Origin of the sequence: Nonomuraea salmonea (assembly GCF_042428605.1) — a bacterium.
GTDB lineage: Bacteria > Actinomycetota > Actinomycetes > Streptosporangiales > Streptosporangiaceae > Nonomuraea > Nonomuraea salmonea.
Genome location: NZ_JBHMCF010000012.1, coordinates 304,253 through 330,150, shown reverse-complemented (window position 1 = coordinate 330,150; position 25,898 = coordinate 304,253). Strand labels below are relative to the sequence as shown.

Annotated in this window: 21 protein-coding genes; 10 read left to right on the top strand and 11 right to left on the bottom strand. The window is 71.6% G+C overall.

Features of this window, described 5'->3' with window-relative positions:
- Nucleotides 1–984, bottom strand: a 984-nt coding sequence (locus ACFFR3_RS17930) for a rhamnogalacturonan lyase family protein (protein ID WP_446686044.1), incomplete at its 3' end; no start/stop codon positions are given.
- 267 nt (nt 985–1,251) lie between these two features.
- Nucleotides 1,252–1,728 carry a GNAT family N-acetyltransferase gene (locus tag ACFFR3_RS17925; RefSeq protein WP_345390416.1) on the bottom strand — a complete coding sequence of 159 codons (477 nt, stop codon included), beginning with the start codon at nt 1,726–1,728 and terminating at the stop codon, nt 1,252–1,254.
- Between the two features lie 130 nt (nt 1,729–1,858).
- Between ACFFR3_RS17925 and ACFFR3_RS17920 the strand changes: the two genes are divergently transcribed.
- The gene (locus ACFFR3_RS17920) at nt 1,859–3,079 is read left to right on the top strand and encodes a cytochrome P450 family protein (RefSeq protein WP_379483463.1); all 1,221 of its coding nucleotides are present in this window, start codon (nt 1,859–1,861) and stop codon (nt 3,077–3,079) included.
- 5 nt (nt 3,080–3,084) lie between these two features.
- On the opposite strand, the gene ACFFR3_RS17915 is transcribed toward ACFFR3_RS17920, so the two are convergent.
- Entirely contained in the window at nt 3,085–3,867 is a 783-nt protein-coding gene (locus ACFFR3_RS17915; protein ID WP_364371813.1) for a hypothetical protein, read from the bottom strand.
- 157 nt (nt 3,868–4,024) lie between these two features.
- Between ACFFR3_RS17915 and pip the strand changes: the two genes are divergently transcribed.
- Nucleotides 4,025–4,975 carry a prolyl aminopeptidase gene (gene pip, locus ACFFR3_RS17910; RefSeq protein WP_345390402.1) on the top strand — a complete coding sequence of 317 codons (951 nt, stop codon included), beginning with the start codon at nt 4,025–4,027 and terminating at the stop codon, nt 4,973–4,975.
- Here pip and ACFFR3_RS17905 read toward each other — a convergent pair.
- Nucleotides 4,962–6,131 carry a Cmx/CmrA family chloramphenicol efflux MFS transporter gene (locus ACFFR3_RS17905; RefSeq protein WP_345390399.1) on the bottom strand — a complete coding sequence of 390 codons (1,170 nt, stop codon included), beginning with the start codon at nt 6,129–6,131 and terminating at the stop codon, nt 4,962–4,964. The two genes, pip and ACFFR3_RS17905, sit on opposite strands and share 14 nt — an antisense overlap.
- 320 nt (nt 6,132–6,451) lie before the next feature.
- Nucleotides 6,452–7,228 carry an alpha/beta fold hydrolase gene (locus ACFFR3_RS17900; RefSeq protein WP_364371807.1) on the bottom strand — a complete coding sequence of 259 codons (777 nt, stop codon included), beginning with the start codon at nt 7,226–7,228 and terminating at the stop codon, nt 6,452–6,454.
- Nucleotides 7,229–7,341: 113 nt separating this feature from the next.
- On the opposite strand from ACFFR3_RS17900, the gene ACFFR3_RS17895 reads away from it, so the two are divergent.
- Both ACFFR3_RS17895 and ACFFR3_RS17890 read left to right on the top strand, forming a co-directional pair.
- Nucleotides 7,342–7,752: a YciI family protein gene (locus ACFFR3_RS17895; protein WP_364371804.1), complete on the top strand. Its 411-nt coding sequence runs from the start codon at nt 7,342–7,344 to the stop codon at nt 7,750–7,752.
- An 11-nt stretch (nt 7,753–7,763) separates the two neighbouring features.
- Nucleotides 7,764–9,002: an RNA polymerase sigma factor gene (locus tag ACFFR3_RS17890; protein WP_379483462.1), complete on the top strand. Its 1,239-nt coding sequence runs from the start codon at nt 7,764–7,766 to the stop codon at nt 9,000–9,002.
- A gap of 186 nt (nt 9,003–9,188) precedes the next feature.
- Here ACFFR3_RS17890 and ACFFR3_RS17885 read toward each other — a convergent pair whose 3' ends face one another.
- The 3 genes from ACFFR3_RS17885 to ACFFR3_RS17875 form a co-directional block, all read right to left on the bottom strand.
- On the bottom strand, nt 9,189–10,124 hold the full coding sequence (locus ACFFR3_RS17885; RefSeq protein ID WP_364371798.1) for a DUF5996 family protein: 936 nt from the start codon (nt 10,122–10,124) through the stop codon (nt 9,189–9,191).
- A 76-nt stretch (nt 10,125–10,200) separates the two neighbouring features.
- A complete protein-coding gene (locus ACFFR3_RS17880) occupies nt 10,201–11,394 on the bottom strand; it encodes a hypothetical protein (RefSeq protein WP_379483461.1) in 1,194 nt (397 codons plus the stop codon).
- Between the two features lie 112 nt (nt 11,395–11,506).
- Entirely contained in the window at nt 11,507–13,135 is a 1,629-nt protein-coding gene (locus tag ACFFR3_RS17875; protein WP_364371792.1) for a dolichyl-phosphate-mannose--protein mannosyltransferase, read from the bottom strand.
- A 78-nt stretch (nt 13,136–13,213) separates the two neighbouring features.
- Here ACFFR3_RS17875 and rsmI point away from each other — a divergent pair, with 78 nt between their 5' ends.
- Complete coding sequence (gene rsmI / locus ACFFR3_RS17870; RefSeq protein WP_379483460.1) at nt 13,214–14,062, top strand: 16S rRNA (cytidine(1402)-2'-O)-methyltransferase; 849 nt, start codon at nt 13,214–13,216, stop codon at nt 14,060–14,062.
- A 43-nt stretch (nt 14,063–14,105) separates the two neighbouring features.
- Complete coding sequence (locus ACFFR3_RS17865; RefSeq protein ID WP_379483459.1) at nt 14,106–15,659, top strand: dolichyl-phosphate-mannose--protein mannosyltransferase; 1,554 nt, start codon at nt 14,106–14,108, stop codon at nt 15,657–15,659.
- Here the strand turns inward: ACFFR3_RS17865 and ACFFR3_RS17860 are convergent.
- Nucleotides 15,586–17,142, bottom strand: a complete 1,557-nt coding sequence (locus ACFFR3_RS17860; RefSeq protein WP_364371783.1) for a hypothetical protein — start codon at nt 17,140–17,142, stop codon at nt 15,586–15,588. The genes ACFFR3_RS17865 and ACFFR3_RS17860 overlap by 74 nt on opposite strands.
- A gap of 99 nt (nt 17,143–17,241) precedes the next feature.
- Here ACFFR3_RS17860 and ACFFR3_RS17855 point away from each other — a divergent pair, with 99 nt between their 5' ends.
- The 4 genes from ACFFR3_RS17855 to ACFFR3_RS17840 all read left to right on the top strand — a co-directional run bounded on the left by ACFFR3_RS17855 (nt 17,242) and on the right by ACFFR3_RS17840 (nt 22,247).
- Nucleotides 17,242–18,465 carry a glycosyltransferase family 2 protein gene (locus tag ACFFR3_RS17855; RefSeq protein ID WP_345390371.1) on the top strand — a complete coding sequence of 408 codons (1,224 nt, stop codon included), beginning with the start codon at nt 17,242–17,244 and terminating at the stop codon, nt 18,463–18,465.
- A gap of 113 nt (nt 18,466–18,578) precedes the next feature.
- Nucleotides 18,579–20,360, top strand: a complete 1,782-nt coding sequence (gene metG, locus ACFFR3_RS17850) for a methionine--tRNA ligase (protein ID WP_364371780.1) — start codon at nt 18,579–18,581, stop codon at nt 20,358–20,360.
- Between the two features lie 34 nt (nt 20,361–20,394).
- Nucleotides 20,395–21,249, top strand: a complete 855-nt coding sequence (locus ACFFR3_RS17845) for a TatD family hydrolase (protein WP_364371777.1) — start codon at nt 20,395–20,397, stop codon at nt 21,247–21,249.
- A gap of 83 nt (nt 21,250–21,332) precedes the next feature.
- The gene (locus ACFFR3_RS17840; protein WP_364371774.1) at nt 21,333–22,247 is read left to right on the top strand and encodes a resuscitation-promoting factor; all 915 of its coding nucleotides are present in this window, start codon (nt 21,333–21,335) and stop codon (nt 22,245–22,247) included.
- A gap of 111 nt (nt 22,248–22,358) precedes the next feature.
- Here ACFFR3_RS17840 and ACFFR3_RS17835 read toward each other — a convergent pair whose 3' ends face one another.
- Nucleotides 22,359–23,552, bottom strand: a complete 1,194-nt coding sequence (locus ACFFR3_RS17835; RefSeq protein ID WP_379483458.1) for a hypothetical protein — start codon at nt 23,550–23,552, stop codon at nt 22,359–22,361.
- Nucleotides 23,549–25,858 carry a serine/threonine-protein kinase gene (locus ACFFR3_RS17830; RefSeq protein ID WP_379483457.1) on the bottom strand — a complete coding sequence of 770 codons (2,310 nt, stop codon included), beginning with the start codon at nt 25,856–25,858 and terminating at the stop codon, nt 23,549–23,551. The genes ACFFR3_RS17835 and ACFFR3_RS17830 overlap by 4 nt, the downstream gene beginning before the upstream one ends.
- Between the last annotated feature and the right edge of the window lie 40 nt (nt 25,859–25,898).

Sequence of the window (25,898 nt, the reverse complement as noted above, 5' to 3'; positions counted from 1 at the left end):
GTTGCGGAAGTCCCAGGCGGCGATGACGCTGCGGGTGTAGTAGCCGCGCGCCATGATCAGAGAGGGACGGGAGCCGTCCAGGTACGCCGTTCCCGCCAGGAAGCGGTCCACCCTGTTGCCGTAGTTGTCGCCCCAGGACGACACCGTGCCGCGCGGCGGGTCGTAGTTGACGGTGGACATCGCGGCGCCGGTCTGGCCGTTGAACATCGTCAGGTACTCGGGGCCGGACAACACATAGCCGCTGGAGTTGCGGTGGTCCGCGCCGGCGTTGCCGATCACCGTGCCGCGGCCGTCCCTGGTGCCGTCGGCCGTCTTCATGGCGACCTCGGCCCGGCCGTCGCCGTCGTAGTCGTAGACCTGGAACTGCGTGTAGTGCGCGCCGGCGCGGATGTTGCGGCCCAGGTCGATGCGCCACAGGCGGGTGCCGTCGAGGCGGTACGCGTCCACGAAGACGTTGCCGGTGTAGCCGGACTGGGAGTTGTCCTTGGCGTTGGACGGGTCCCATTTGAGGACGATTTCGTACCGGCCGTCGCCGTCGAGGTCGCCCACCGAGGCGTCGTTCGCGCTGTAGGAGTAGGAGACGCCGTCGGGGGTGGTGCCGCCGGACGGCGGCTGGATGGGCACGTCCAGGTAGGAGCCGCCGGTGAAGCGGAGCGAGGCGGGGGAGGCGGCCTGCTCGCTGCCGCTGACCACGGCCCGCACGGTGTACGAGGCGTCGGCGGCGGCGCCGCTGTCGAGGACGTTGGTGCCGCCGCTCAGTCCGGAGGCGATCCGGGTGGAGCCGCGGTAGAGGTTGAACGTGACGCCGTCGGGGTCGGTGCCGAGCAGCCGCCAGGAGACGAGGTTGCCCGACCCGGAGCGTACGCTGATCAGCCCCCGGTCCAGGTCCTCCATCTGTTTGGCGGGAGCGGCGTGGGCGGGGGCGGCGACGGCGGTGGAGGTCAGGGCTAGGACGGCGGCCGCGGCGGCCAGGCTCAAGCGCATTCTGGGGTCCTTTGCAGCTCGGGGTAAGCGCTTTCCCAATGGGCGAGAAGAAACTTTCATGCGGCGGTACGGTGGCGTGGTAGCGCTAACACACTGGCACCGACGATCTCAGAGATTCGCTGACCTGCGGAGACGTTCACAGCTGCTCCTCTTCTGCCAGGGCGACGGGCGGGGCGGAGCCCGCGCGTATTAAAGCCATCAGCCGCCCCCGTCTCAACCCCTGTCCGCAAGTTCGCGACCGCCCCGTCCCCGGCGGACCTCCCCGTTTCAGCTCCCGGCCGGCAGCTCCCAGCGGACCTCCCCGTCCTGCCGTTGCGACGTCGCCCGCAGGCCGGCCGCGGCGGCGACCGCCTGGGAGGCCGCGTGCCCGGGGTGGATGTGCGCGATCACCGTGTCCACCTCGTCCGCGAGCCGCTCGACCAGCGCCACCGCGGCCTCCCTGGCCAGGCCGCGGCCCTGCCACGCGGTGCCGACCACCCAGGCGACCTCCGCCGTACGTCCCTCGACGGTCGCCTGCACGTACCCGACCAGGCAGTCCTCGGCGCGCAGCCGGATCACCCAGTTGCGCCACCCGGGCGGCCCGGCGGCCAGCCGCTCGTAGCGGGCGCGCAGCTCCACGGCGTTGAGCGGCGCCCCGCCGGTGAACGCGTGCAGGGCCGGGTCGGCGAGCACCCCGGCCATCTCGGAGGCGTGCTCGGGGCGCAGGGGTACGAGCGTGAGCCGGGAGGTCTCGATGGCGTCCATCCCGTCACCTTAGGGGTGGGATGTGTCCGGGTCGGCAGGTGTTGATCGCCTGGGGGTGACAGCGCAGAGGTCTTGGCCGGTGGCGGGCGGCGGCGGATGGTGGAGTGACGTCGGCCATGGGGAGGTCCCAGTGGAACCACGGCAGCTTCCTGTCGCCGGTGAACGCACCTCGGAGACGCTCAGCCGGTTCAGGGACGAGAGCGGCCCCGTCGTCCGCATCGAGCTGCCGGGCGCGGTCGAGGCCTGGATGGTGACCTCGTACGACACCGTGAACGAGGTCCTGACCGGCGACGGCACGGTCTACGGCAAGAACCCGGCGGCCTTCACCGCCCTGCACGACGGCACCATCGCCCCCGACTGGCCGCTGCGCCAGCTCATCGAGGGCGACCACCTGCTGACCAAGGACGGCGAGGACCACCGGCGGCTGCGCGGCCTGGTCAACAAGGCGTTCACCCCGGCCAGGGTGGCCGCCATGGAGCCGCGCATCCAGCAGCTCACCGACGACCTGCTCGACCGGCTGGCGCGCGCGGGCGAGGAGGTGGACCTGGTGCGCGAGTTCGGCGAGCCGCTGCCGATCGCGGTGATCTGCGAGCTGCTCGGGGTGCCGGAGGACGAGCGTTACCGGATCAGGGAGTGGACGAACGTGCTGCTGTCGCACGTCGCCGAGCCCGCCGAGGCGGCGGCGGCCGGTGGTGGGCTGCTGGCGTACCTGAGCGAGTTCATCGGGCGCAAGCGCGGCGACGGCGACGGCGACGACCTGACGACGGGGCTCATCCGCGTCCAGGAAGAGGAGGGCGACCGCATCTCCCACGAGGAGATGGTGGGGCTGCTGTGGGTGGTGCTCATCGCCGGGCACGAGACGACCGTGCACCTCATCGCCAACACCGTCATCGCCCTGTGCGCGGACCCGGCCCAGCTGGAGCGGGTACGGGCGCACGGCTCATGGGAGCAGCTGGTCGAGGAGGCGCTGCGCTGCCGCAACTCCGTGCTCACCGTGATGTTCCGTTATCCGCGCGAGGACGTGCGGGTGGCCGGGACGGCGATCAGGGCCGGCGAGCCCATCGCGGTCGCGCTCTCGGCCGCCGGTACGGACCCGGCCAGGTACGGCGGCGACGCGGCCGCCTTCGACGCCTCCAGGGAGCCGGACGCGCACCTGGGCTTCGGCCGTGGCCCGCACTTCTGCCTGGGCGCCCCGCTGGCCAGGCTGGAGCTGCGGATCGCGCTGTCGTCGTTGTTCGCCCGCTTCCCCGAGCTGCGGCTCGCGGTGCCGCCCGACAAGATCGCGTACACGTCCTCGCTGATCACGGAGGGGCCGCTGGAGCTGCCCGTGCTGCTCGGCCCGCCCGCCTGACCGGCTCAGCCCGCGAGCAGCTCGTCGAAGGCGTGGATGATGCCGAGCGTGTCGAGGACCGACTCGGTGGCGCTGTTCGCGTCGGCCGGGCGGACGCAGAACAGCGGGCTGGACAGCACGGTGTCGAGCAGGCGCGGCACGCCCAGGACGTCGAGCAGCGTGGCCGGGGTCTGCATGGGCGCGGGCGCCGGGTTGCCCGCGCACACCGGCTTGGTGACGAGCGCTTCGAGGTAGCGGGTGACGGTCTCCGGGGTCCGCGCCTCCTGGGCGCTCGGGGTCCTGGTGCTGCGGGCGCAGGCGATGGCCCGGTCGACGAGGGCTTCGAGCATGGTCTCGACGCGCGTGTCGGGCGAGGCGGGGGTGGCGGCCGCGGCGGGGCTCGTCCCCGGTGACGGGGTGACGCTGGGTGAGGGGAAGGGCCAGGGCAGCGGCGGCAGGTTGGGGATGGGCGGCAGGGTCGGGCCGGCAGCGGACAGCGGCGTGCCCTCAGCGGCGGCTCCGGCGGCGGCTCCGGCGGCGGCTTCGCCGGCGGCCTCGGCCTCGTTCCCCGGCGCGAAGAAGCCCTGGAGCGAGCTGCCGGCGACGATCGACTCCATGAGCGCGCGGATGTCGTCGGCGGTCACCGTCCCTGTGAAGGGCGGTGGCGGCTGCACATTGATCTTGATGCCGTCGACGTCGCTGCATCCCGTGCGGGTGACGGCCGGATCGTCCTCCGCGTGTGCGGTCGCGGCGGGCGCGAGCAGGGCGGCGGACGTGGCGGTCAGTACGGCGATGGCCTGCCTGTACATGTTGCTCCCCATGAGTGATGATCGACTTACTGTTGCGATCATTACCCTTAGTGGTGGTTCGATTACTCCATAGTTGGATCTAGCCCTCTTTACCGGTGATCGGGGACTCGGCGGCGGCCGATATATTGAAGCGCTGTTACATCTGAGAGGAGCCCCCTTGCGTCCCGCGATCGAACCGTACGAGCACGGCCTGCTCGACACCGGCGACGGCAACCTCGTCTACTGGGAGACCTGCGGCAACCCGGACGGCAAGCCCGTGCTGGTCGTCCACGGCGGACCGGGGTCGGGCTGCTCGACCGGCTCACGGCGCAGGTTCGACCCAGAGGTGTTCCGCACGGTCCTGTTCGACCAGCGCAACTGCGGCCGCAGCCGCCCGCACGCCGCCGAGCACGACACCGACCTGACCACCAACACCACCCACAACCTCATCGCCGACATGGAGCGGCTGCGCGAGCACCTCGGCATCGACAAGTGGCTGCTGTACGGCGGCTCGTGGGGCTCGACGCTGATCCTGGCCTACGCCGAGACGTACCCGGAGCGGGTCTCGGAGATCATCATCACCGGCGTCACCATGACCCGCCGCTCCGAGATCGACTGGCTCTACCGGGGCGTCGGCCGCTTCTTCCCCGAGCAGTGGGAGCGGTTCAGGCAGGGCGTGCCGCCGGAGGAGCGCGACGGCGACCTCGTGGCGGCGTACGCGCGGCTGCTGTCAGGACCCGACCCCGAGGTCAGGGAGCGGGCCGCCATCGACTGGGTCACCTGGGAGGACGCGGTGATCTCGATGGAGGTCAACGGCGCACCCGGCGCCTACAGCGACCGCCCGCCCGCCGACGTGCTGGCCCTGACCAGGATCTGCTCCCACTACTTCGCCCACGCCGCCTGGCTGGAGGAGGGCGTGCTGCTGCGGAACGCGCACCGGCTGGCCGGCATCCCCGGCGCGCTGATCCACGGCCGCCTCGACCTGAGCAGCCCGCTCAACACGGCCTGGGAGCTGACCCAGGTCTGGCCGGACGCGGAGCTGACCGTCATCGACGACTCCGGTCACACCGGCAGCGGGACGTTCAGGAAGGCCGTGGACGCCGCCATCGAGCGCTTCACGCCTCGCTGACCGGACGCGCCCGGGCGGGCTCCGCCCGGTGGTACGGGCGGGCGGCGGCGGCGACCGCCAGGGCCAGCGTCACCAGGGCCGCGCTCACCCACAGCGGCGAGCGGAAGCCGAGGCCCGCGCCGATCGCCAGGCCGCCCAGCCAGGGGCCGAGCACCGCGCCCACGTTGAGCGCCGCCGTGGCGAAGCCGCCGGACAGCGTGGGCGCGGTGGCGGCGGCGTACAGGACCTGGGAGATGAGCGTGGAGCCGACCGCGAACGACAGCGTCCCCTGGACCAGGACGAGCGTCACCGCCGCCACCGGCACCCCCGCCACCAGCCCGAAGAGCGCCCAGCCCGCGGCCAGCGCCACCCCGCCGGCCGCCAGCAGGACCTTGGGCCGGGTGTCGGCGAGCCGGCCGCTGATCGTCACCCCGGCGAACGAGCCCAGCCCGAACAGCGCGAGCAGGCCCGGCAGCCAGACCTGGGCGATGCCGGTGACGCCGGTGAGGAGCGGCGCGAGGTAGGTGAACGTGCTGAAGGTGGCCCCGTTCACCAGCGCGCCGAGCAGCAGGAGGACGAGGAGCCTGGGGTGGCGCAGGGCCCGGGCCTCGCCGCGTACGGTGCCGCCGGGAGCGCCGCCCGGCACCGACCGCAGCACGGCGACGATCGCCGGCACCAGCGCCAGGGCCACCGCCCAGAACGCCGAGCGCCAGCCCCACAGCTCGCCGAGCAGCGCGCCGCCCGGCACCCCCGCGACGCACGCGATCGTGACCCCGCTGAGCAGGATCGACGTGGCCCTGCCCTTGGCGTGGGGCGGGGCCAGCGCGATCGCCGTGGCCATGGCCACCGCCAGGAACCCGGCGTTGGCCAGCGCCGCCACGACCCGCGTGGCGAGCAGCACCGCGTAGTCGGTGGTGACCGCGCCGACCACGTGGGCGATCAGGAACGCGACCAGGAAGGACAGCAGGGCCGACCGCCTGGACCAGCGCAGGCTCAGCACCGCCATGAGCGGCGCGCCCACCACCATCCCGGCGGCGAAGGCCGAGGTGAGCAGCCCGGCGGCGGGAATGGACACGCCCAGCTCACGGGCGATCCCGGGCACCAGCCCGGCCAGCATGAACTCGGACGTCCCTTGGGCGAAGACCGCCAGCCCGAGCAGATAGACCACGAAAGGCATGAGAAACTCCACGACCCGGACATGGGCCGGCACAGGTGAGCGCGGGGGAAACATCCCGCGCGGATGAAGGAACTGGGCAGGGACCTGTGTCGTCGGTGGTCCGGATGGCGGGCGCGATCAGCCGAGATCAGGCGGAGCCGGACGGGCGCGAGATCAGCGGCCCGGCGTCAGGAGAAGCCGGGGGATCGGGCCATGCCGCAGCGGCCCCTTCACATGGAGGGGCAGGCGGGTCAGCCACCGGACGACCGGTGGCTGGCGTCTTGATGCCTCGGGGCCGGCCATGCGCGGCACCGTAGCAACGCCGCGCCCCGGTCGTCCACTCAATAAGCGGCCAGGAAGTCGAGCACCGTCGGGCTCGCGACGTGCCGGAATTCCTCGAAGTAGGCGTGCCTGGCGCCTTCGATGAGCTGGAGCGAGGCGCCGGGGATGCGCTCGGCCAGCAGGGGCGCGTTGGCGGCCGGGTTGAAGACGTCGTCGGTGCCGTGGACGACGAGCGTGGGCGCGGTGATGCGGGGCAGCGCGTCCCAGGCGTCGTGGCCGGCGCTGGCGGCCAGGTGGCGGCGGCGGGCGTGGGCGGGCATGCCGGGGTCGCCGATCGTGAAGTAGGGGCCGGGGTGCCCGGCCAGCCAGGCGGGCGTGTACATGAGCTCCAGCAGGGCCCGTCCGGCGGCGGCGCGGTCGGGCTGGGCGAGCGACCTGCGGACGTCGTTGCTCCGCTCGACGCCGTGGGCGCCGCCGGGTGAGCTGCAGCCGAGCACGAGCGCCCCCACCCTGCCGGGGTGGTCGGCGGCCAGCCACTGGGCGACCCGCCCGCCCATCGAGGTGCCGTACACGTGCGCCTGCGACACTCCGGCGTCGTCGAGCACGGCCAGCACGTCGGCGGCGAACCCGCGCGTCGTGTACGGCTCGTCCGGCTTGTCGCTGCCGCCCGTGCCTCGCCAGTCGAGGGTGATCGTCCGATAGGCGGCGAAGTCGTCCCGTACGGAGTCCCACCAGCGGTGGTCGTTGGCCTGCCCCTGCAGCAGCACGAGCGGCTCCCCATGGCCGCGGACCTGGTAGGACAGCTTCACCCCGTCGGGCGTCGTCGCGTATGGCACGCCTCCGATACTGCCGCAAGGAAACGCGCGGAGAAAAATTCGCGGCATGATGTCCGGTACGCGTCCACGGCTCCGACGTCTCTGCTGAAGGCACCAGAGAGAGGGCGAAACCGATGAAGTTCATGATCCTTTCGTACGCGTCCCAGCGGAACTACGACGAGATGGCCGGCAAGGACACCGGCGGCGTCGCCTGGAAGCCCGAGGACGTGGCCGCCATGCACGCGTTCATGACGGAGGTCAACAAGGAGCTGGAGGACTCGGGCGAGCTGGTCGAGACGCGCGGCCTCGCGGCCCCGGTGCACACCCGCAGGGTGGGCCTGCGGGGCGGCGCCCCGTTCGTCACCGACGGCCCCTACGCGGAGACGCAGGAGGTGCTGGCCGGCTACTGGGTGGTGGAGTGCGCGAGCTACGACAGGGCGACCGAGATCGCGCTGCGGCTGGGGCAGTGCCCGTCGCCTGACGGGGCCGACGCGTTCGCCGACATCCGGCCGATCATCGAGTCGGTCGAGGACATGGCGTTCTGAACGGCGGGGCGGTGCCCGAGCACCTGTTGCGCGAGCTGGCGCCGCAGGTGCTCGGCGCGCTCGTGCGCCGCTACGGTCACTTCGCGACCGCCGAGGACGCCGTGCAGGAGGCGCTGCTCGCGGCGGCCACGCAGTGGCCCGAGCAGGGCGTGCCGGACGATCCGCGCGCCTGGCTGATCACGGTCGCCGCGCGCCGCCTGACCGACCTGCTGCGCGCCGAGCAGGCGCGCCGCCGTCGCGAGGACGCGGTCGCCGCCCGCGCGCTGCCGGACGAGTGGCTCTCACCGGCCGCCGACCGGCAGGAGGCGGCCGGTGACGACACGCTGATCCTGCTGTTCCTGTGCTGCCATCCGTCGCTGACGCCGCCCGCGCAGGTCGCGCTCACGCTCCGGGCGGTGGGCGGTCTGGGCACGGCGGAGATCGCCCGGGCGTTCCTGGTGTCGGAGCCCACGATGACCCGCCGCATCACCCGGGCCAAGCAGCGCGTCAAGGACAGCGGGCAGCCGTTCCGGCTGCCGGGCAAGGCCGAGCGCGAGGAGCGGCTGGCCGCGGTGCTGCACGTGCTCTACCTGATCTTCAACGAGGGGTACGCCAGCACGTCGGGCCCCGAGCTGCACCGCGCCGAGCTGGCGGACGAGGCCATCAGGCTGGCCCGCGTCGTGCACCGGCTGCTGCCGGACGATCCAGAAGCGGCCGGGCTGCTGGCGCTCATGCTGCTCACCGACGCGCGCCGCCCGGCGCGTACGGGGCCGGACGGCGAGCTGGTCCCGATGGCCGAGCAGGACCGGTCGAAGTGGCACGCCGCCTCCATCGCCGAGGGCACCGAGCTGGTGACGAAGGCCCTGCCCATGGCGCCGCCGGGGCCGTACTGCCTCCAGGCGGCCATCGCCGCCCTGCACGACGAGGCGCGCACGCCGGAGGAGACCGACTGGCCGCAGATCACCGCCCTGTACGAGCTGCTGATGCGCATCTCCGACAACCCGGTCGTCGCGCTCAACCACGCCGTCGCCGCCGCCATGGCCCGCGGCCCGAGCGTCGGTCTCGAGCTGCTCGACCGGCTCGGGGACGACGAGCGGGTGGCCGGCGACCACCGGCTGTTCGCGGTGCGCGCGCACCTGCTGGAGATGTCGGGCGACCTCGCGGGGGCGCGGGAGGCGTATGAGGAGGCGGCCTCGCGGGCCCTGAGCCTGCCCCAGCAGCGCTACCTGCGCGGCAGGGCATCGAGGATCGACCGGCGCGGCCGGGAATGATGCGGCCCCAGGTGTGGTTACATAAACCGTGGCCGGTGTGCCCAGTGTCCCCGGGCCTCACCTATTGCCTTCGCGGACTACCGTTCGGCTGGAGCCGCGTTGTGCCTTTCGCCGAGAGGCGACACGCACACCGGTACGCACACGTCGGGCGCCCGCCCTCTTCGGAGGACGGGCGCTCACGTGTGTTCAGGCCCGCTGCTCGTAGTAGGGGTCGGTGACCCCGCCGGGGCAGGCCAGGGCCGCCATGTCGAGCCCGGTCAGCCGGGCGCCCGCCTGGTAGGCGCTGTCGAGGAACTCCAGCACGGCCCCCACGGGGTCCTCCATGACCCGCACGTCGTCGTAGCGCAGGACGGCCAGGTGGCTGCCGCGCGCCGGGATCCACTCGGCCTGCGCGGGCCGCAGCGGCTCGCGGGCCAGCCCCTCGGGCTCGGGCGCGGTGTAGGAGTAGAACGCCGGCCAGGGGCGTTCCTTGTCGCCGAACCAGAACCCCGAGCTGATCACCTCCCAGCTGTACGCCTCCCGCGTGACCGGGTCGGTCTCCGGCGAGACCTTGACGACCCGCCCGGTGAACCTGGTCACCGCTATGTCGAAGGTGTGCCAGTAGTGGTGGACGGGGCTGGTCTTGCCGGCGTAGTCGGCGGCGTACCGGTCGAGCAGCTGCACGACCTGCGAGAGGATCCGCCAGTAGCGGTTGATGAGCATCGGGTCGTAGCGGGCGTGCAGGGTGTCCTCGGCGAACGGCGTGTCGTCGCCGAGGTCGAACGGCACCGCCCAGATCTCCGGCCGGATCCCCAGCCCGGCCAGCGTCTCGAAGAGCCGCTCGTAGAAGGAGGCGACGCTCCTGCCGATCAGGCTGAACTCGGCGCTGCGGCCGTCGAACACGTCGATGACCAGGCGGTGGCGTACGAGGTCGAAGTCGACGCAGAACAGCGGCTGCTCGCCGAGCCCGCCCATGGGGCGGGTGGTGAGCCCGCGCCCGGTCGGGTGGAACGGCACCTGCCACCAGTGGTTGCGCCGGTTGCTCGACGCCAGCCTGATCTTTCCTACGATCTGTGCGAACCTGTGGAAGGTCTCCTTTGCCTCGGTCCATTCCGCCAGCGGCATGGCCGGGAACAGCTCCATGACGGTCCCCCTCCGACATAGGGCATTTCCCGACAATCGTAACTACTCGGAGTATTTGCCCAGATGCCAGGGGTCGTCACCCGGAGCTGACGTACTTCCTCGGCCGCAGCGCGTGGGCCCGCAGCGCCGCCAGCGCCGCGAGCTGGCCGGGGCGGTCCATCCGCACCGCCAGCTCGTCGCTGAACGCCAGCCCCAGCGCCGTGAGCTGGGCAACCAGGTCGGTCACCGGGCCCGTGACGTCCTCGACGCTCGTCGCCGGATGCCAGCCCTCGCCGCCCACCACCTCCGCCACCCGCCCGATCAGCTTGGCCGGCGACATCAGCGTGCCGTCGGCGAGCAGCATCAGCGCGGCCTCCCTGGCCGACACCTCGAACTCGTGCTCACCCCGCGCGAGCAGCAGCCGGGTGACCGCCGACCACATGGCCGACCTCGAATGCAGCAGCCGCAGCCCGTAGTCGGTGATCGACAGCTTGGCGCCGTCGCGGCGGATCGCGCCCAGCTCGCGCTCGGCCAGATCGCGCAGCCGCAGCGCCTCGGGCGACGGCGCGAGCCGCAGCGGCAGCGTCTCGCCGGAGGCGGCGAGCGACAGCAGCCGGTGCAGGGCGGGCAGCGGCTGCGGCGAGACCGGCGCGTGCAGCCGCACCTCGAACGGCTGCGCCAGCTCCCGCCGCGCCGGGCCGCGGCCCAGCACCCAGCGGTTGAGCCGCTCGCCGTGCACCCGGTTGAGCCAGCTGTCGCCGCCCAGGTCGGCGCGCGGCTCGGTGAGCCAGCGCCGGGTCAGCGCGGTGCGGTCGACGTCCTCGCCGGCCACGATGGCCAGCTCAAGGGCCGCTGAGCAGGCGATGTGCGCGCCCAGCTCCTCAGGCCCCATGATCATGCTCCACTGCAGCTCGGGAACGTCGGGCGGGAGCACGCCCGTGGCCTCGAGGGCCTGCTGGTAGGCGCTGGTGCCGGCGTCCTCGCCCTCGCGGGCGTAGGTGCGCAGGATCTGGACGGTGGTCGGAGACACGCACAACTCGGCGTAACGGTCCAAGCCGCCGAGCCGGAGCAGCTGCCCCAGCGAACGTGCCAGCCGCTCGTGGTCGCCACCCTGCGGCCCGACCTTGAGCGGCAACGTGTACCAGAGGAACTCGCAGACGTCGAGCTGGGTCACCGTCTCCAGTGGCTCCCCACCCGTCAACCATTCGACGGCGGTCCTGGCCTCCTCGGCCAGATCCGGCTGAGATCGCTCCAACTCGGCGAGAAGGGCGGTGACATCCGGTGCACTCATGCCTCGAAGTTTGCCGTATCGACCCCGGGCCTGACGATGACCGAAACCGGTGCGTATTGGGTCTTGCACAGCGACTACCTAAGAAATCCCTATCGGGCCGACTGTAACGTGATCATATCCACCGTTTCTCGAAGAGCATGCGGGCCTTCCACTCCGTGTACGAGAGCAACTCGCCGGTCAGTACGGGATGCAGCCACCAGAAGTTGATCAGCGCGAGCAACGTGAACGCGCCGACCACGGCGGCCCCGACGGTACGCCGCAACGGCATGGCGCCGGAGGCCGTCGGCGTGGCGGGCCCGATGAGCAGCCCCGCACACAACGTGATGGCCAGCACCATGAACGGCACCATCGGCATGGCGTAGAACAGGAACATCGTCCGGTTGTCGGCGATGGCGAAGTAGAACCACGGCAGCCAGCCCATCGCGTAGCTGAGCAGCACCGCCCCCGCCCGCCAGTCGCGCGAGGAGACGTACCACGCGATGAGGGCCACCAGCGCGGCCAGCGCCCCGAACCAGATCACCGGCGTGCCGACGCCGAGCACCGCCTCGGAGCAGTCGGTGGCGCCGCAGCCGCCCTTCTTGCCCTCGTAGTAGAAGGCGACGGGGCGCAGCAGCAGCGGCCACGACCACGGCTCCGACATGTAGTTGTGCGGGGTCTCCAGGCCGCTGTGGAAGGTGAAGACCTGCCACTGGTAGTGGATCCACGAGCGCATGGAGTCGACCAGGAAGAACAGCGGGTTGCCCGACGAGGTGGCCTGGTCCCAGTTGCGGCCGTAGCCGGTGGCGGTGGCGAACCAGCCGATCCAGGTCGCCATGTACGCCACGAACGGCACCACGCCGAAGGCCAGCGTCGCCTGCGGCAGGTCCTTGTTGAACGCCCCGACGTACGGCCGGCGCAGCCCCAGCGCGCGGCGGGCTCCGGCGTCCCACAGCAGCGACATGGCCGCGAACGCCACCAGGAACGCCAGCCCCGACCACTTGACCGACATCGCGAAGGCCAGGCACACCCCGGCCGCGATCCGCCACCACCTGATGCCCAGCGACGGGCCGTACACGGAGACGGGCGAGTGCTCGTACCAGGTGACCAGCCGTTCGCGCGCCTGGTCACGGTCGGCCACCAGGCAGGCGAACGCCGCGAGCACCCAGAACATCAGGAAGATGTCGAGCAGCGCGGTGCGCGAGAGCACGAAGTGCAGGCCGTCGAGCGCCAGCAGCAGGCCCGCGAAGCAGCCGAGCAGCGTGGAGCGGGTCATCCTGCGGGCGACCCTGGCGAGGATGAGGATGGACAGCGTGCCGATGAGGGCGGCGGCGAAGCGCCAGCCGAACGGGTTGAGCCCGAAGATCCACTCGCCGGCGCCGATCATCCACTTGCCGAGCGGCGGGTGCACGACGTAGGAGGCGCACTTGTCGATCTGCTGGCCGCACGCCTGCCAGATGTCGGTGCCGCCGGACATGATCGTCTTGTCGGCGTCCTTGATCGTGACGTGCTCGACGCCGTGGGTGATGAGCGAGAAGGCGTCCTTCATGTAGTACGTCTCGTCGAACACCACGGCCTTGGGGTCGCCGAGCTGCAGGAAGCGCAGGATCCCGCCGAACAGGGTGACCAGCAGCGGCCCGATCCATCCCCAGAGCACGCTGCCCCGCATGGGAGGCACGACACGATCGCGTACGGACCGAGCCTCGGAAGGGCCTGGGTCCTTCGGCTGCTCGAAGGCCTGGTACGGAGAATCGGTCACCGCCATTCGGACATCGTACGGGCCCCAGAGCGGTGGTTACCCAAGAAACACGGTCTAATTGGGATGCCCTGCCACAATGGTCAGGTGACAGGGAACGGCAGGTTGGTGCTGGCAGGAGCCCCCATAGGTCAGGTGGGTGACGTCTCCCCACGGCTGCGCGACGCGCTGGCGGGCGCCGACGTGGTGGCGGCCGAGGACACCAGGCGGCTGCGCAGGCTCGCGGCCGACCTCGGCGTCGAGCTGACCGGCCGGGTGGTGTCCTACTACGACCAGAACGAGGCGGGCCGCGCGCAGGAGCTGCTGGAGACGCTCAAGCAGGGCCGCACGGTGGTGGTGATCACCGACGCGGGCATGCCGGGCGTGTCCGACCCCGGCTACCGCCTCACCAGCCTCGCGGTCGAGGCCGGCGTGCCAGTCACGGCGCTGCCCGGGCCGAGCGCCGTCACCACCGCGCTCGCGATCTCCGGCCTGGCCAGCGACCGGTTCTGCTTCGAGGGCTTCCCGCCGCGCAAGCCGGGCGACCGGGCCCGCCGGCTCAAGGCGCTCGCCACCGAGGAGCGCACGATGGTCTTCTTCGAGGCGCCGCACCGGCTGGCGAGCAGCCTGGCGGCGATGGCCGAGGCGTTCGGGCCCGACCGCAGGGCCGCGGTGTGCCGCGAGCTGACCAAGACGTACGAGGAGGTCCGCAGGGGCGGACTCGGCGAGCTGGCCGCGTGGGCGGAGGGCGGTGTGAAGGGCGAGATCACCGTCGTGGTCGCCGGCCACGTGCCGGGCGACGTCGAGCTCGACCCCGAGGCGCTGGTCGCGGAGGTCGAGCGCAGGGTCGCCGAGGGGGAGCGGCGCAACGCCGCGGTCGCCGGTGTGGCCAAGGAGGCAGGCATGCCCAAGAGGGAGCTCTACGACCTCGTGCACGGGAAGACCCCCACCCCGTAAGGTGCGCAGGGTGCGTAATTGGGGGTTATCACCGGGCCGGCTGGTGCCGCCGTTCCAGGGTGGCACGCTCGCCGGCTGGCTGGGGCCGCTCGCGGTGGCCGTCTTCGGCGGCCTGCTCCGCTTCATCGACCTCGGCAGGCCCAAGGCCGTCGTCTTCGACGAGACCTACTACGTCAAGGACGCCTACTCGCTGCTCGCCGAGGGCGTCGAGCGCACCATGCTCGGCGACGCCAAGAACCCCATCGCCGACCGGCGGCTGCTGGCCGGCAACCTCGACATCTTCAAGCAGTGCCCGCAGCCCGACGACTGCGCGTCCTTCGTGGCGCACCCGCCGCTCGGCAAGTGGATGATCGCGGCCGGCGAGTGGATGTTCGGCATGAACCCCTTCGGCTGGCGCTTCGCGGCGGCGGTGGCCGGCACGCTGACCATCCTCATCCTCGCCAGGGTGGCGCGCAGGATGACCCGCTCGACGCTGCTCGGCTGCCTGGCCGGGCTGCTGCTGGCGCTCGACGGCCTGCACCTCGTGCTCTCGCGCACGGCGATCCTGGACATCTTCCTCGCGTTCTGGGTGCTGGCCGGGTTCGCCTGCCTGGTGGCCGACCGCGACGACATGCGGGCCCGGCTGGCCGGCCGATATGACGCCGCGCTGTTGCGCGGGCCCCGGCTGGGGCTGCGGCCCTGGCGGCTCGCGGCCGGCGTGTGCCTGGGCGCCGCCTGTGCGGTCAAGTGGTCGGGGGTCTTCTTCCTGCTGGCCTTCGCGCTGCTGTCGCTCGTGTGGGACGCCGGGGCCAGGCGGGCTCTGGGGGCGCGCGAGGCGTACAGGGGGACTTTGGCGTACGACGGGCCGGGCGCGGCAGGGGCCTTCGCCCTCGTGCCGGCCCTGACGTACGTGGCCTCGTGGAGCGGCTGGTTCGCCACCTCGCGCGGCTGGGGGCGCAACTGGGACCAGGCCACCTCCTCGGGCAACCCGCTGTTCTTCGCCTTCGACTCCGTCCGCTCCTGGCTCGACTACCACGTTCAGGTCCTCGGCTTCCACAGCGGTCTGGAGACGCCGCATCCGTACATGTCGGAGCCGTGGTCGTGGCCGCTGCTGCTGCGCCCCGTCGCCTTCTTCTACGAGGGCGAGAAGTCCGGCTGCGGCGCCGCCGACTGCGCCCAGGCCGTGATCGGCGTCGGCACCCCCGCCCTCTGGTACGGCTCCGCCGTCGCCCTCGTCGCCCTCGTCGCGTGGTACGCCGCCACCCGCGACTGGCGGGCGGGCGCCGTGCTGCTCACCTACGCCGCCGGCTGGCTGCCGTGGTTCTACTACGCCGTCGCCGACAACCGCACGATGTACCTGTTCTACATGGCGCCCGTGCTGCCGTTCATGGTGCTGGCCGTCGTGCTGGTGGCCGGGCTCGTCATCGGCAGGCGCGACGCGCCGCCCGCCCGCAGGGCCGTCGGCGCCGCCGTCGTCGGCGCGTTCGCGCTCATCGTGCTCGTCAACTTCTGGTGGCTGCAGCCCGTGCTGAGCGCCGAGACCATCAGCTACGCGCAGTATTGGGCGCGGATGCTGCTCTCCTCTTGGGTGAGTACTTCGACCAGTTCGCCCACGTGACGCCGCGGCGCAGCGTGATCGCCGCCGCGATGCAGGCCAGCGGGACGGCCGGCAACACGTAGCGGTAGTCGAACTCGGCCGTCGCCGCGGGCGCGAGCAGCAGGCCCACCGCGCCCAGCCACGGCAGCACCACGGGGCCGCCGAACTTGCGCCAGCGCACGACCACGCCGTACAGGCCGATCAGCAGGATGCCGCCGAGCATGATGCCGCGCAGGTAGAAGACCTTCTGGTAGCCGCTCATGATGTCGGCCCACGGGTGCACGACGCGCGTCTCGGGCGGGCCCTGCTCGTAGGCGAACGCGTCGGTGTCGGTGCGGCCGCCCGCGTAGGAGGACCACTTCGGCAGCCGCTTGGGCTGCCCGTTGCCGTCGATCTCGACGTACGGCTTGAACTGGTACATGTTGTACGTCGACTCGTCGGGGAAGCGCGGCCTCGCCCAGTGGAACGAGCGGAAGAAGTCGCGTGCGACCACCTTCAGATAGTCGCCGGGCTGTGACAGGATCGCCCGCGTGGCGAACGCGCTGGCCGCGTCGTTGGTGATCTCGCTCCACTTCTTGTTGGCGCCCCACCGGTGCAGCACCTCGCCGGTGCCGGTGCCGTCACCGTTGCCCTGCCCCCACAGGTACCACTGTGCGTAGTCCTTGCGCTGATTGACCGGGTCGTTGATGCACAGCAGCAGAAGCTGGACCTCTTTGTACTTGTCGATGTCCATCTTGTTGCAGTCGGCGAAGATGGCCGTGCGCATGTAGAGGATCAGGCCGTCGCTGTTGGTCATGGCGAACTTGCCGTACGCGGAGGCGAACCACCCCATGTACGCCATCACCGGCACCGCGCACGCCGTCACCACCGCCGCGATCGGCCGCCACCCCGTGCGCTTGACGATGAGATAGAGCACCACGAGCGCCAGGATTGGCAGCCCGATCGAGCGCGTCAGCCAGGTCAGCGCCAGCAGGAAGCCGACGACCGCGCCCGCCTTCCACGACAGGCGCCGCTTCCACAGCACCAGCGTGATCACGCCGACCACCAGCAGCGTGAACTGCGTGTCGGACATCACGAGCTGTTCGAGCTGGATCTGGTAGGCGTCGAACAGCACCGGCGCGGCGGCCAGCGTGGCGCCCCACTTCGGCAGCCTGAACTTGATCCGCAGCAGCGCGTAGATCAGGCAGGCCGTGGCCAGGCCCATGAGGTGCTGGGTGAACACCACCAGCGAGAAGCTGTGGAACGGCTGCAGCAGCATCAGCCAGAAGCTGTAGCCGTCGGGCCTGATCGGGTGCGGCCGCGGGTGCAGCGCCACCGAGACGTACTCGTAGGAGTCGTTGAACCACATGGCAGGCCCGTAGCCGAGCATGGTGATCAGCCGCAGCACGGCACCGACGCCGAAGGCCGCGGCGAACACCCGATGCCTGCGCACCATGGACAGCAGACGTGCTGCCCGACCTGCGGCGGAGTGGTCCACAGGGGTAATCTCCGCGACGCTCACCATGTTGTAAAGAATGCCAGTCGTTTCCGGGTCCGTGCCCGACCACCGTCACGTTCAGGGCATCATGGTTCACTGGAAGAGCCTTAACTGAAGGGTAGACACGTGGAACTGACGGTGGTCATGCCCTGCCTCAACGAGGCGGAGACCGTGGAAGTCTGTGTGCGCAAGGCCCTGGCGTGCATGGAGGAGCACGGCATCGAGGGCGAGGTCCTGATCGCCGACAACGGCAGCACGGACGGCTCGCAGCAGCTCGCCCGCGACGCCGGTGCCCGCGTGGTCCATGTCGATGAGAAGGGCTACGGAAACGCCCTCATGGGCGGCATCCGGGCGGCTCGCGGCAAATACGTCATCATGGGCGATGCCGACGATTCCTACGATTTCACCGCGCTGCTGCCGTTCGTCGAGCAGTTGCGCGACGGCGCCGATCTGGTGATGGGCAACCGTTTCAAGGGCGGCATCGCGCCCGGCGCCATGCCGCCGCTGCACCGCTATCTCGGCAACCCGGTGCTGTCGTTCATCGGGCGGCTGTTCTTCCCCTCGGCGATCGGCGACTTCCACTGCGGGCTGCGCGGCTTCCGCCGCGACTCCATCCTGCGGCTGCAGCTGCAGACCGGGGGCATGGAGTTCGCCTCCGAGATGGTGGTCCGCTCGACGCTGTCGGGTCTCGACGTACGCGAGGTGCCGACCACGCTCTCGCCCGACGGCCGCTCCAGGCCGCCGCACCTGCGCTCCTGGCGCGACGGCTGGCGCCACCTGCGCTTCCTGCTCCTTTACAGCCCCAAGTGGCTGTTCTTCTACCCCGGCGTGCTCATGATGGTGATCGGCCTGGTGGCCGGCACCGCGCTGACGTTCGGCCCGGTCGAGATCGGCGAGCTGGCCTTCGACGTCGACACGCTGGTCGGCTCGTCCGCCCTGGTGGTGATCGGGTTCCAGGCGGCGCTGTTCGCCGTCTTCACCAAGGTCTACGCGGCAGAGGAGGGCTTCCTGCCCGAGTCGCCGCGCATCAGGCGGCTGATCGACATGGTGAGCCTGGAGAAGGGCCTCATCGCGGGCGGCCTGCTCGCGCTGGCCGGTCTCGTCGGCCTGGTCATGTCGCTGGTCCACTGGAAGGTGCGCAGCTTCGGCGAGCTCGACCCGCGCGAGTCGCTGCGCATCGTCGTGCCGTCGGCGACCGCGCTCGTCATGAGCTTCCAGACCATCTTCGCGGCGCTGTTCATCAGCATCCTGGGCATCCGCCGCACCCGCGAGACCTCCGTCGACAACGCCGCCGCCGCGGCCGAGGAGGCCGCCGCCAACCTCTCGCTCGAAGAGACCACCAAGCACTAGATGCGCCCGCGCACACCGGCGGGGCCACCAGGCTCCGCCGGCCCGCGCGTGCCCCCTTCGCGAGGGGGAGTCGCGGAACAAACGATCGCCAACGACCCCGTAGGCTTGGAACCATGTCCCAGCACATCTTGACCGCCGTTGCGTGGCCCTATGCCAACGGCCCCCGTCACATCGGGCACGTGTCCGGATTCGGCGTGCCGTCCGACGTCTTCAGCCGCTACCAGCGGATGGCGGGCAACAAGGTGCTGATGGTGTCAGGCACCGACGAGCACGGCACGCCCATCCAGGTGCAGGCCGACAAGGAAGGCGTGTCGGCCAAAGACCTGGCCGACCGCTACAACCGCGTCATCGCCGAAGACCTGACCGGGCTCGGGCTGTCCTACGACCTGTTCACCAGGACCACGACGAAGAACCACTACGCCGTCACGCAGGAGATCTTCAAGGGCCTCCACGCCAACGGCTACATCTTCCCGAAGACCACGATGGGCGCGATCTCGCCGTCCACCGGCCGCACGCTGCCCGACCGCTACATCGAGGGCACCTGCCCCATCTGCGGCTACGACGGCGCGCGCGGCGACCAGTGCGACAACTGCGGCAACCAGCTCGACCCGATCCAGCTGATCAACCCCAAGAGCCGCATCAACGGCGAGACGCCGACGTTCGTCGAGACCGAGCACTTCATGCTCGACCTGCCCGCCTTCGCCGAGGTGCTGGGCTCCTACCTGCAGTCCAAGCAGGGCGAGTGGCGGCCCAACGTGCTGAAGTTCGCCCTCAACCTGCTCGGCGACCTGCAGCCCCGGGCCATCAGCCGCGACCTCGACTGGGGCGTGCCGATCCCGCTCGACGGCTGGCGCGACCAGCCCAACAAGCGCCTCTACGTGTGGTTCGACGCGGTCATCGGCTACCTGTCCGCCTCCATCGAGTGGGCCAGGCGCTCGGGCGACCCCGACGCCTGGCGCCAGTGGTGGCAGAATCCCGACGCCCGCGGCTACTACTTCATGGGCAAGGACAACATCGTCTTCCACGCCGAGATCTGGCCGGCCATGCTGTTCGGCTACAACGGCATCGGCGCCCGTGACGGCTCGCCGGGCTCGCTCGGCGCGCTCAACGTGCCGTCCGAGGTGGTCTCCAGCGAGTTCCTCACCATGGAGGGCCGCAAGTTCTCCTCCTCGCGGCAGGTCGTCATCTACGTCCGCGACTTCCTCGCCCGCTACGACGCCGACGCGCTGCGCTACTACATCGCCGTGGCCGGCCCCGAGAACCAGGACACCGACTTCACCTGGCAGGAGTTCGTCAACCGCAACAACGGCGAGCTGGTGGCCGCGTGGGGCAACCTGGTCAACCGGTCGATCTCCATGGCGGCGAAGAACTTCGGGGCGGTGCCCGAGGCGGGCCACCTGACCGACGCCGACCGGGCGCTGCTGGAGCGCTCGCGCAACGCGTTCGGGCCCGTGGGCGCCGAGCTCGGCCGCTCCCGCTTCAAGAACGCCATCACCGAGGCGTTCGACGTCGTCCGCGAGGCCAACAGATACCTGGCCGAGCAGGAGCCGTGGAAGCTCAAGGACGACCCTGAGCGGCAGAAGTCGATCCTGCACGTCGCCCTCCAGGTCGTCGACGACGCCAAGACCATGCTGACGCCGTTCCTGCCCGGCTCCTCCAACAAGGTCCACGCGATGCTGGGCGGCGAGGGCGTGTGGTCCGGCATGCCGGAGATCCGCGAGGTCGACGAGGACGGCGGCACGCCCTACCCCGTCATCACCGGCGAATACGACGGCGCCGCCCGCTGGGAGCACCGGCCGATCAAGCCGGGCATCCCGCTCGCGCCGCCGTCGCCGCTGTTCAAGAAGCTCGACCCGAAGGTCGTCGACGAGGAGCTGGCCCGGCTGGCCGATTGATCGGCGCCGCGCGGCGGGGGCTACCGTAGATCCCGTGAGCAAGCTTCCCGCCGCGCCTGAGCCGCTTTCCTCGCCCGTCTTCGACAGCCACTGCCACCTCGACATCATGGTGGGCAACCGGCAGGCGTCGTCGGGCGACCCGGTGGCGCAGGCCGCGCAGGCGTCCGAGGCCAGCGTGCGCAGCATCCTCGCCGACGCCCGCGCGGTCGGGGTGACGCGGCTCGTCACGATCGGCTACGACCTCGCCTCCTCGCGCTGGAACGCCGACGCGGCGGCCGGGCACGACGACGTCCACGCCGGGGTGGCCATCCACCCCAACGAGGCCCACGCGGCCACCCCTGAGGTGCTCGCCGAGATCGAGGCGCTGGCCGGGCGGCCCGAGGTGCGGGCCGTCGGCGAGACCGGGCTCGACTACTACCGCGACTGGGCGAGCAAGGACGACCAGCACGCCAGCTTCCGCGCGCACATCGAGATCGCCAAGCGGACGGGCAAGGCGCTGGTCATCCATGACCGCGAGGCGCACGACGACGTGCTGAAGGTGCTGGCCGCCGAGGGGGCGCCGGACGTCGTGGTGTTCCACAGCTACTCCGGGGACGCCGAGATGGCCAAAAAGTGCGCCGAGGCCGGATATTTCATGTCTTTCTCCGGGCCGGTGACGTACAAGAACGCCTCCTACCTGCGCGAGGCCGCCGCGGTCGCGCCCGCCGAGCTGATGCTGGTCGAGACCGACGCCCCCTACCTGCCGCCGGTCCCGCACCGCGGCAAGCCCAACGCGCCCTACCTCATCCCGCTCACCCTGCGCTGCCTCGCCGAGGTCAAGAACGTCCATCCTGACCGGTTGTGCGAGGCGATCAGCGGCAACGGAATCACGGTCTTCGGCGAGTGGTGACCATCTTTCGGTGAAGCTTTCCGGGCGCCCGCGCCGCCCCCGCTAGCGTTCGGGCCGTTTCCGGTTACTCGGAGGTGGCCCCGTTGCGAGGAAAGAGGCGTGCGCCCCGTCCGCCGCTCCCGTGGCGTTCCCCGTGGACGCCCGTCGTCTGCACGGCAGGCGCGGTGGCCGTCGGCGCGCTCGTCACCGTGTCGCTGCTCGTCAAAGAGGTGACGGTGATCGTGGACGGCGAGCGCAGGCCCGTCCACGCCATGGCGGTCACCGTCGGCGAGGTGCTCGACGACACCGGCGTGTCGCTGGGCTTCGGCGACGTCGTACGTCCCGCCGCCCACAAAGAGGTCACCGACGGCGCCACCATCGAGGTACGCCGCGCGCGTCCCATCACGCTGACCCTCGACGGCCACACCAGCAGGCACCTCGTCACCGCCACCAACGTCGGCGACGCCCTCGCCGAGCTCGACCTGACCCCCGCCGCCGGCCGGCTGTCCGCGCCGCCCGCGTACGAGGTGCCGCTCGAAGGCATGTCCCTGACCTTCTACACGCGGCGCAAGGTGCACGTGATGACCGGTAACACCAGGCGCACCTCCCGCACCACCGCGCGGACCGTGCGCGGGGTGCTGCGCCGGCAGGGCATCCCGGTGCGACGCGGCTACCTGGTCGATCCGCCGCTCGACAGCTTCCCCAAGGACGGGACGGTCATCACGGTCACCCCGCCGCGTGCCGTGCCGATTCCGCGCGACGTGGTCAAACTCGACTGGAAGGCGCTGGCGCACTGCGAGTCGCACGGGGATCCGCTGGCGTACAACGCGGACGGGCCCTACTACGGGATGTACCAGTTCAGCCTGCCGGTGTGGGAGTCGGTGGGCGGGATGGGGCTGCCGTCGGAGTGGCCGGAGGAGGAGCAGACGTACCGGGCTCAGGTGCTCTACCAGCAGGTGGGCGGGCGGTGGCAGGGGCAGTGGCCGGCCTGCGGCGACCGCCTCTTCCCCACCACCTGACCACCGCCTGCTCCCTGCCTGCTCCCTGCCTGCTCCCGGTCTGCTCCCGGTCTGCTCCCTGCCTGGTCCCCGCCGCCGGTCGACCGGCGGGGGCTCCTGACAAGGGGCGCTTCAGCCGGCGAGGGAGATGCCGAAGTCGGCGCCCTTCGCGGGCTGGAGCGGCTGGAGCGTCTCGGCGTTCCTGCCCGCCACCGCGACCCGGCCGTACGGCCGGGCGTCCGGCTGGCCCACGTACAGCCTGTTGCCGCTGAACGCCACCGCCGAGCCGAACAGCCCGTCCGCGTCCTCCAGCCGCCGGTCCTCCTCCGCGTCCTTCCAAGAGACCACCCGCACGCCGCCCCCGTAGGGAGCGCCGATCGCCAGCCGGCCGTCCGCCGAGGCCGCCATCGAGAACCCGAACGCCTCCTTGCCCCCCTGCTCCACCCGCCGCACGGGCTTCCTGTCGGGGCCGAGCAGGTCGACGTAGCCGGGTCCTGGGGAGCTGATCGCGTACCCGGAGCCCTCGGCGTAGGCGACGGCGTAGCCGTACCGGTCGCCCGAGGCGCCGGTCGGGGAGTCGATCTTGACCGAGGCGAGCTTCGCGGCCAGCACGTCGTCGATCAACACCACCGAGCCCGAGTCGATCTTCCCGTCCTCGACCTGGCGGCCCAGGCCGTCGTCGTTCTCGTACGGGACGCCGACGACCAGCGCGTTCTCCGGGCCGAACGCCAGCGACCAGCCGAACTGGTCGCCGACCTCGCTGTTGCCCCGCACGTCCACGCTCTCCTGGCTGATGCGGCGCAGCTCGCCCGCGCCCTTGCGCACGTACACGGCACCGGCGTCGGGCAGGTCCCCCTCGTCCTCGTACGGCGCCCCGATCGCCACCAGGTCGCCCCGGGCCGCCACCGACCAGCCGAAGTGCCCGAACCGCTGCGGCTGCGTCGCGGTCAGGAGGAGCGGGGGAGCGGCCTGGCCGCCAAAGATCACGTACGCGGCGCCGGCGTCCTCGACGCCGTCCACGTCCGCGTACGGGGCCCCGACCACCAGGTCGGCGCAGGCGTCGCCGTTGACCTGCGCCAGACGTACGGACCAGCCGAACCCGTCGCCCTTGGCCGGCCCCGGCACCGCGACCGGCACGACCTTGCCCGCCGACAGGACGTGCACGGCCCCCTTCTGCTCGTCCCCGAACGGGTCACCGACGACGACGTCGTCCACCCCGTCACCGTCGAAGTCCGCCGCGCCCGCGCACGCGGCCGTGTCGGCCACGGCCGGAACTCCCGTCATCGCCGCCAGCAGCCCGATGAGCGGCACCAACGCCCTGATCATCCCAGCGCCACCTCGATCTGCTGCCCGTTCTCGAGCATGGTCGCCGTCATCGTCACCGGCCTGCGGTAGGCCGCCATGTCGAACACGAACGCGCTGTCCAGCCGCCCGCCCGGCAGGATGGCCGGGGGCAGCGTGAGCGCGGCCGCGTCGTGCTCGGCGCCCCGGTCGTCCACCATCGTCACCACGGGCTGGACCAGCTCGCGCCGCTCGCCGCCCGGGTTGATCATCGTCCAGCGGACCACGCAGAGCTGTCCCTTGGCGGCAGACATGTCCTGGTACGTCTTCAGCCCGCACTCCGGCGCCACCGCCACGATCGCGACCGGGTCGTCGAAGTTCGGGCCGAGCGCGAACCTGCGGCCCACGTCGTTGGGCTTCGCGCTGCCGGCGACCTGGGAGGGAGCGGCCTGGTTCGCGGTGATGGGCGTGTTGCGCCCGGACGTCGCGATCAGCACCGCCACCGTCACCACGATCGCCGCCACGGCCGCCACGGCGGCGATGAGCCACCGCGTACCCGGCGCGCGGGTCCCGTTGAGCGTGTCGGGCTCGTCGACGGGCGTACCCAGGGGAGCCCGCGTCCCAGGCAGGGTCTCCGCGCTTAATCTCCGCCCAGGCAGAACACCCTCCGGCAGAGGCTTAGCGCCCGGCAGAGATTCACCGCCCGGCAGGGGTCCGCCGCCTTGCCTGGCTTCACCGCGCGGGACGGGCCCGCTGTCCGACGCGGCTCCGCCGCTCCGGGACGGGGCCCCATCTCTCTGCGCGGGCCCACCGGCCGCCGCCGGCTCACCGGCCGGTGCTGACTCGCCGCCTCCCCGCGCCGTCCCGACGTTTTGGTCGGCGCCTGGCTGGGAGGGCGCACCGTCCTCCTGGCCGGCTCCACGCGACCGCCTGCCGAAGGAGAAGAGCCCCAGCACCCGCCCGGCACCGGCAGGGGGTTCTGTCTGGCCGGGCACCTTCCAGCGGGCCAGCTCCTCCTTGGCCGCCTCTTCCTCCCGGCGCGCCCGCTCTTCGATGGACGCCTGGTCGTGCTCGGGCGCGCTCGGCGAGGGCCCCGCCGCACCGGCGCCGGAGGCCGCAGGCGGAACCCCCCGCTGCCTGCCGGCCCCCGAGCCGGCACCCGGCCCGGTGGCGACCCCCGAGCCGCTGCCCGGCCCCGTAACGGCCCCCGAGCCGACACCTGGCCCGGTCGCGACCCCTGAGCCACTGCCCGGTCCGGTAACGGCCTCCGAGCCGGCGCCCGGTCCGGTGGCGGCCTCTGAGTCGCTGCCCGGCCCCGTAACAGCCTCTGGGGCGACCGCCCCACCCTTCACCCCGGTCGCGTCGCTAGGGGGTGGGGTGGTAAAGGTGGCGGTGATGTCGGGTTCGTTGACGACGTTCTGCGGGGGCTCCCATTCGCCGAGCATCTCGGTGGCCACCAGCGTCGGCGGGTCGGCGACCGGAGCAGCAGTCGTGGGGGCGGGGGCGGTGCCGCCCACCAGCGCGATCAGCAGGTCCTGGGCGCTGGGCCGGAGGGCGGCGTCCATGGAGGTGGCCCGGCGTACCAGCTCGTTGAGCGGCGCGGGCAGCGCTCCCAGGTCGGGCGGGTTGTTGAGCACGCGGGTGGCGAGCGTGATGGGGTCGCCGCGCCCGAACGGATGCCGCCCGTTCCCGGCGTAAGCCACCAGACATCCCCACGCGAAGATGTCGGCCGCAGGACTGACGGCCTCCCCGCGTACCTGCTCGGGCGCCCACCACCCCGGACTGCCCAGCAGTTCGCCGGACATCGTGAACCCCGTCTCACGATCGAGCGCCCGCGCGATCCCGAAGTCGATCACGCGCGGCCCGGAGATGGACAGGATCACGTTCGCCGGCTTGAGGTCCCTGTGCACCAGCCCGGCGACGTGGATCGCCGCCAGCGCCGCCGCCACCCCCAGCGCCACGCCGTGCAGCGGCCCGGGATCGAGCGCCCCGTAGTTCGTGATCTGCGCGGACAGGGGAGTGCCCGCGATGTACTCGGTGACCATGTACGGCCGCCCGTCGCCGGTGTTGCCGTTGTCCAGCACCTGGGCCGTACAGAACGACGCCACCCGCCGGGCGTTCTCGACCTCGGCGTGGAAGCGCGCCGCGAACCCCTCCTGGTTGGCGAACTCCGCCTTCACCACCTTGAGTGCGACGAAACGCCCCGTCGGCGCGCGGGCGAGGAACACGGTCCCCATGCCGCCCTCGCCGAGTCGGCCCAGCAACCGGTACGGCCCGATCTCCCGCAAGTCGGTCGGCCGGAGCGGCGCGGCGCCCGTTGGCTCCATGAGGGACGTTCCTTCCTGTTCCACGCCATCCTCTCCTTTGATCTCCCCGTACGCCATCACACGT

Excerpts from the sequence above, each read along its gene's own strand:
- ACFFR3_RS17880 (WP_379483461.1), bottom strand. The coding sequence starts at position 11,394 with ATGAGTGCACCGGATGTCACCGCCCTTCTCGCCGAGTTGGAGCGATCT.
- ACFFR3_RS17925 (WP_345390416.1), bottom strand. The coding sequence starts at position 1,728 with ATGGACGCCATCGAGACCTCCCGGCTCACGCTCGTACCCCTGCGCCCC.
- ACFFR3_RS17885 (WP_364371798.1), bottom strand. The coding sequence starts at position 10,124 with ATGGAGCTGTTCCCGGCCATGCCGCTGGCGGAATGGACCGAGGCAAAG.
- ACFFR3_RS17905 (WP_345390399.1), bottom strand. The coding sequence starts at position 6,131 with ATGCCTTTCGTGGTCTATCTGCTCGGGCTGGCGGTCTTCGCCCAAGGG.
- ACFFR3_RS17895 (WP_364371804.1), top strand. The coding sequence starts at position 7,342 with ATGAAGTTCATGATCCTTTCGTACGCGTCCCAGCGGAACTACGACGAG.
- ACFFR3_RS17860 (WP_364371783.1), bottom strand. The coding sequence starts at position 17,142 with ATGGTGAGCGTCGCGGAGATTACCCCTGTGGACCACTCCGCCGCAGGT.
- ACFFR3_RS17875 (WP_364371792.1), bottom strand. The coding sequence starts at position 13,135 with ATGGCGGTGACCGATTCTCCGTACCAGGCCTTCGAGCAGCCGAAGGAC.
- ACFFR3_RS17915 (WP_364371813.1), bottom strand. The coding sequence starts at position 3,867 with ATGTACAGGCAGGCCATCGCCGTACTGACCGCCACGTCCGCCGCCCTG.
- metG (WP_364371780.1), top strand. The coding sequence starts at position 18,579 with ATGTCCCAGCACATCTTGACCGCCGTTGCGTGGCCCTATGCCAACGGC.
- ACFFR3_RS17835 (WP_379483458.1), bottom strand. The coding sequence starts at position 23,552 with ATGATCAGGGCGTTGGTGCCGCTCATCGGGCTGCTGGCGGCGATGACG.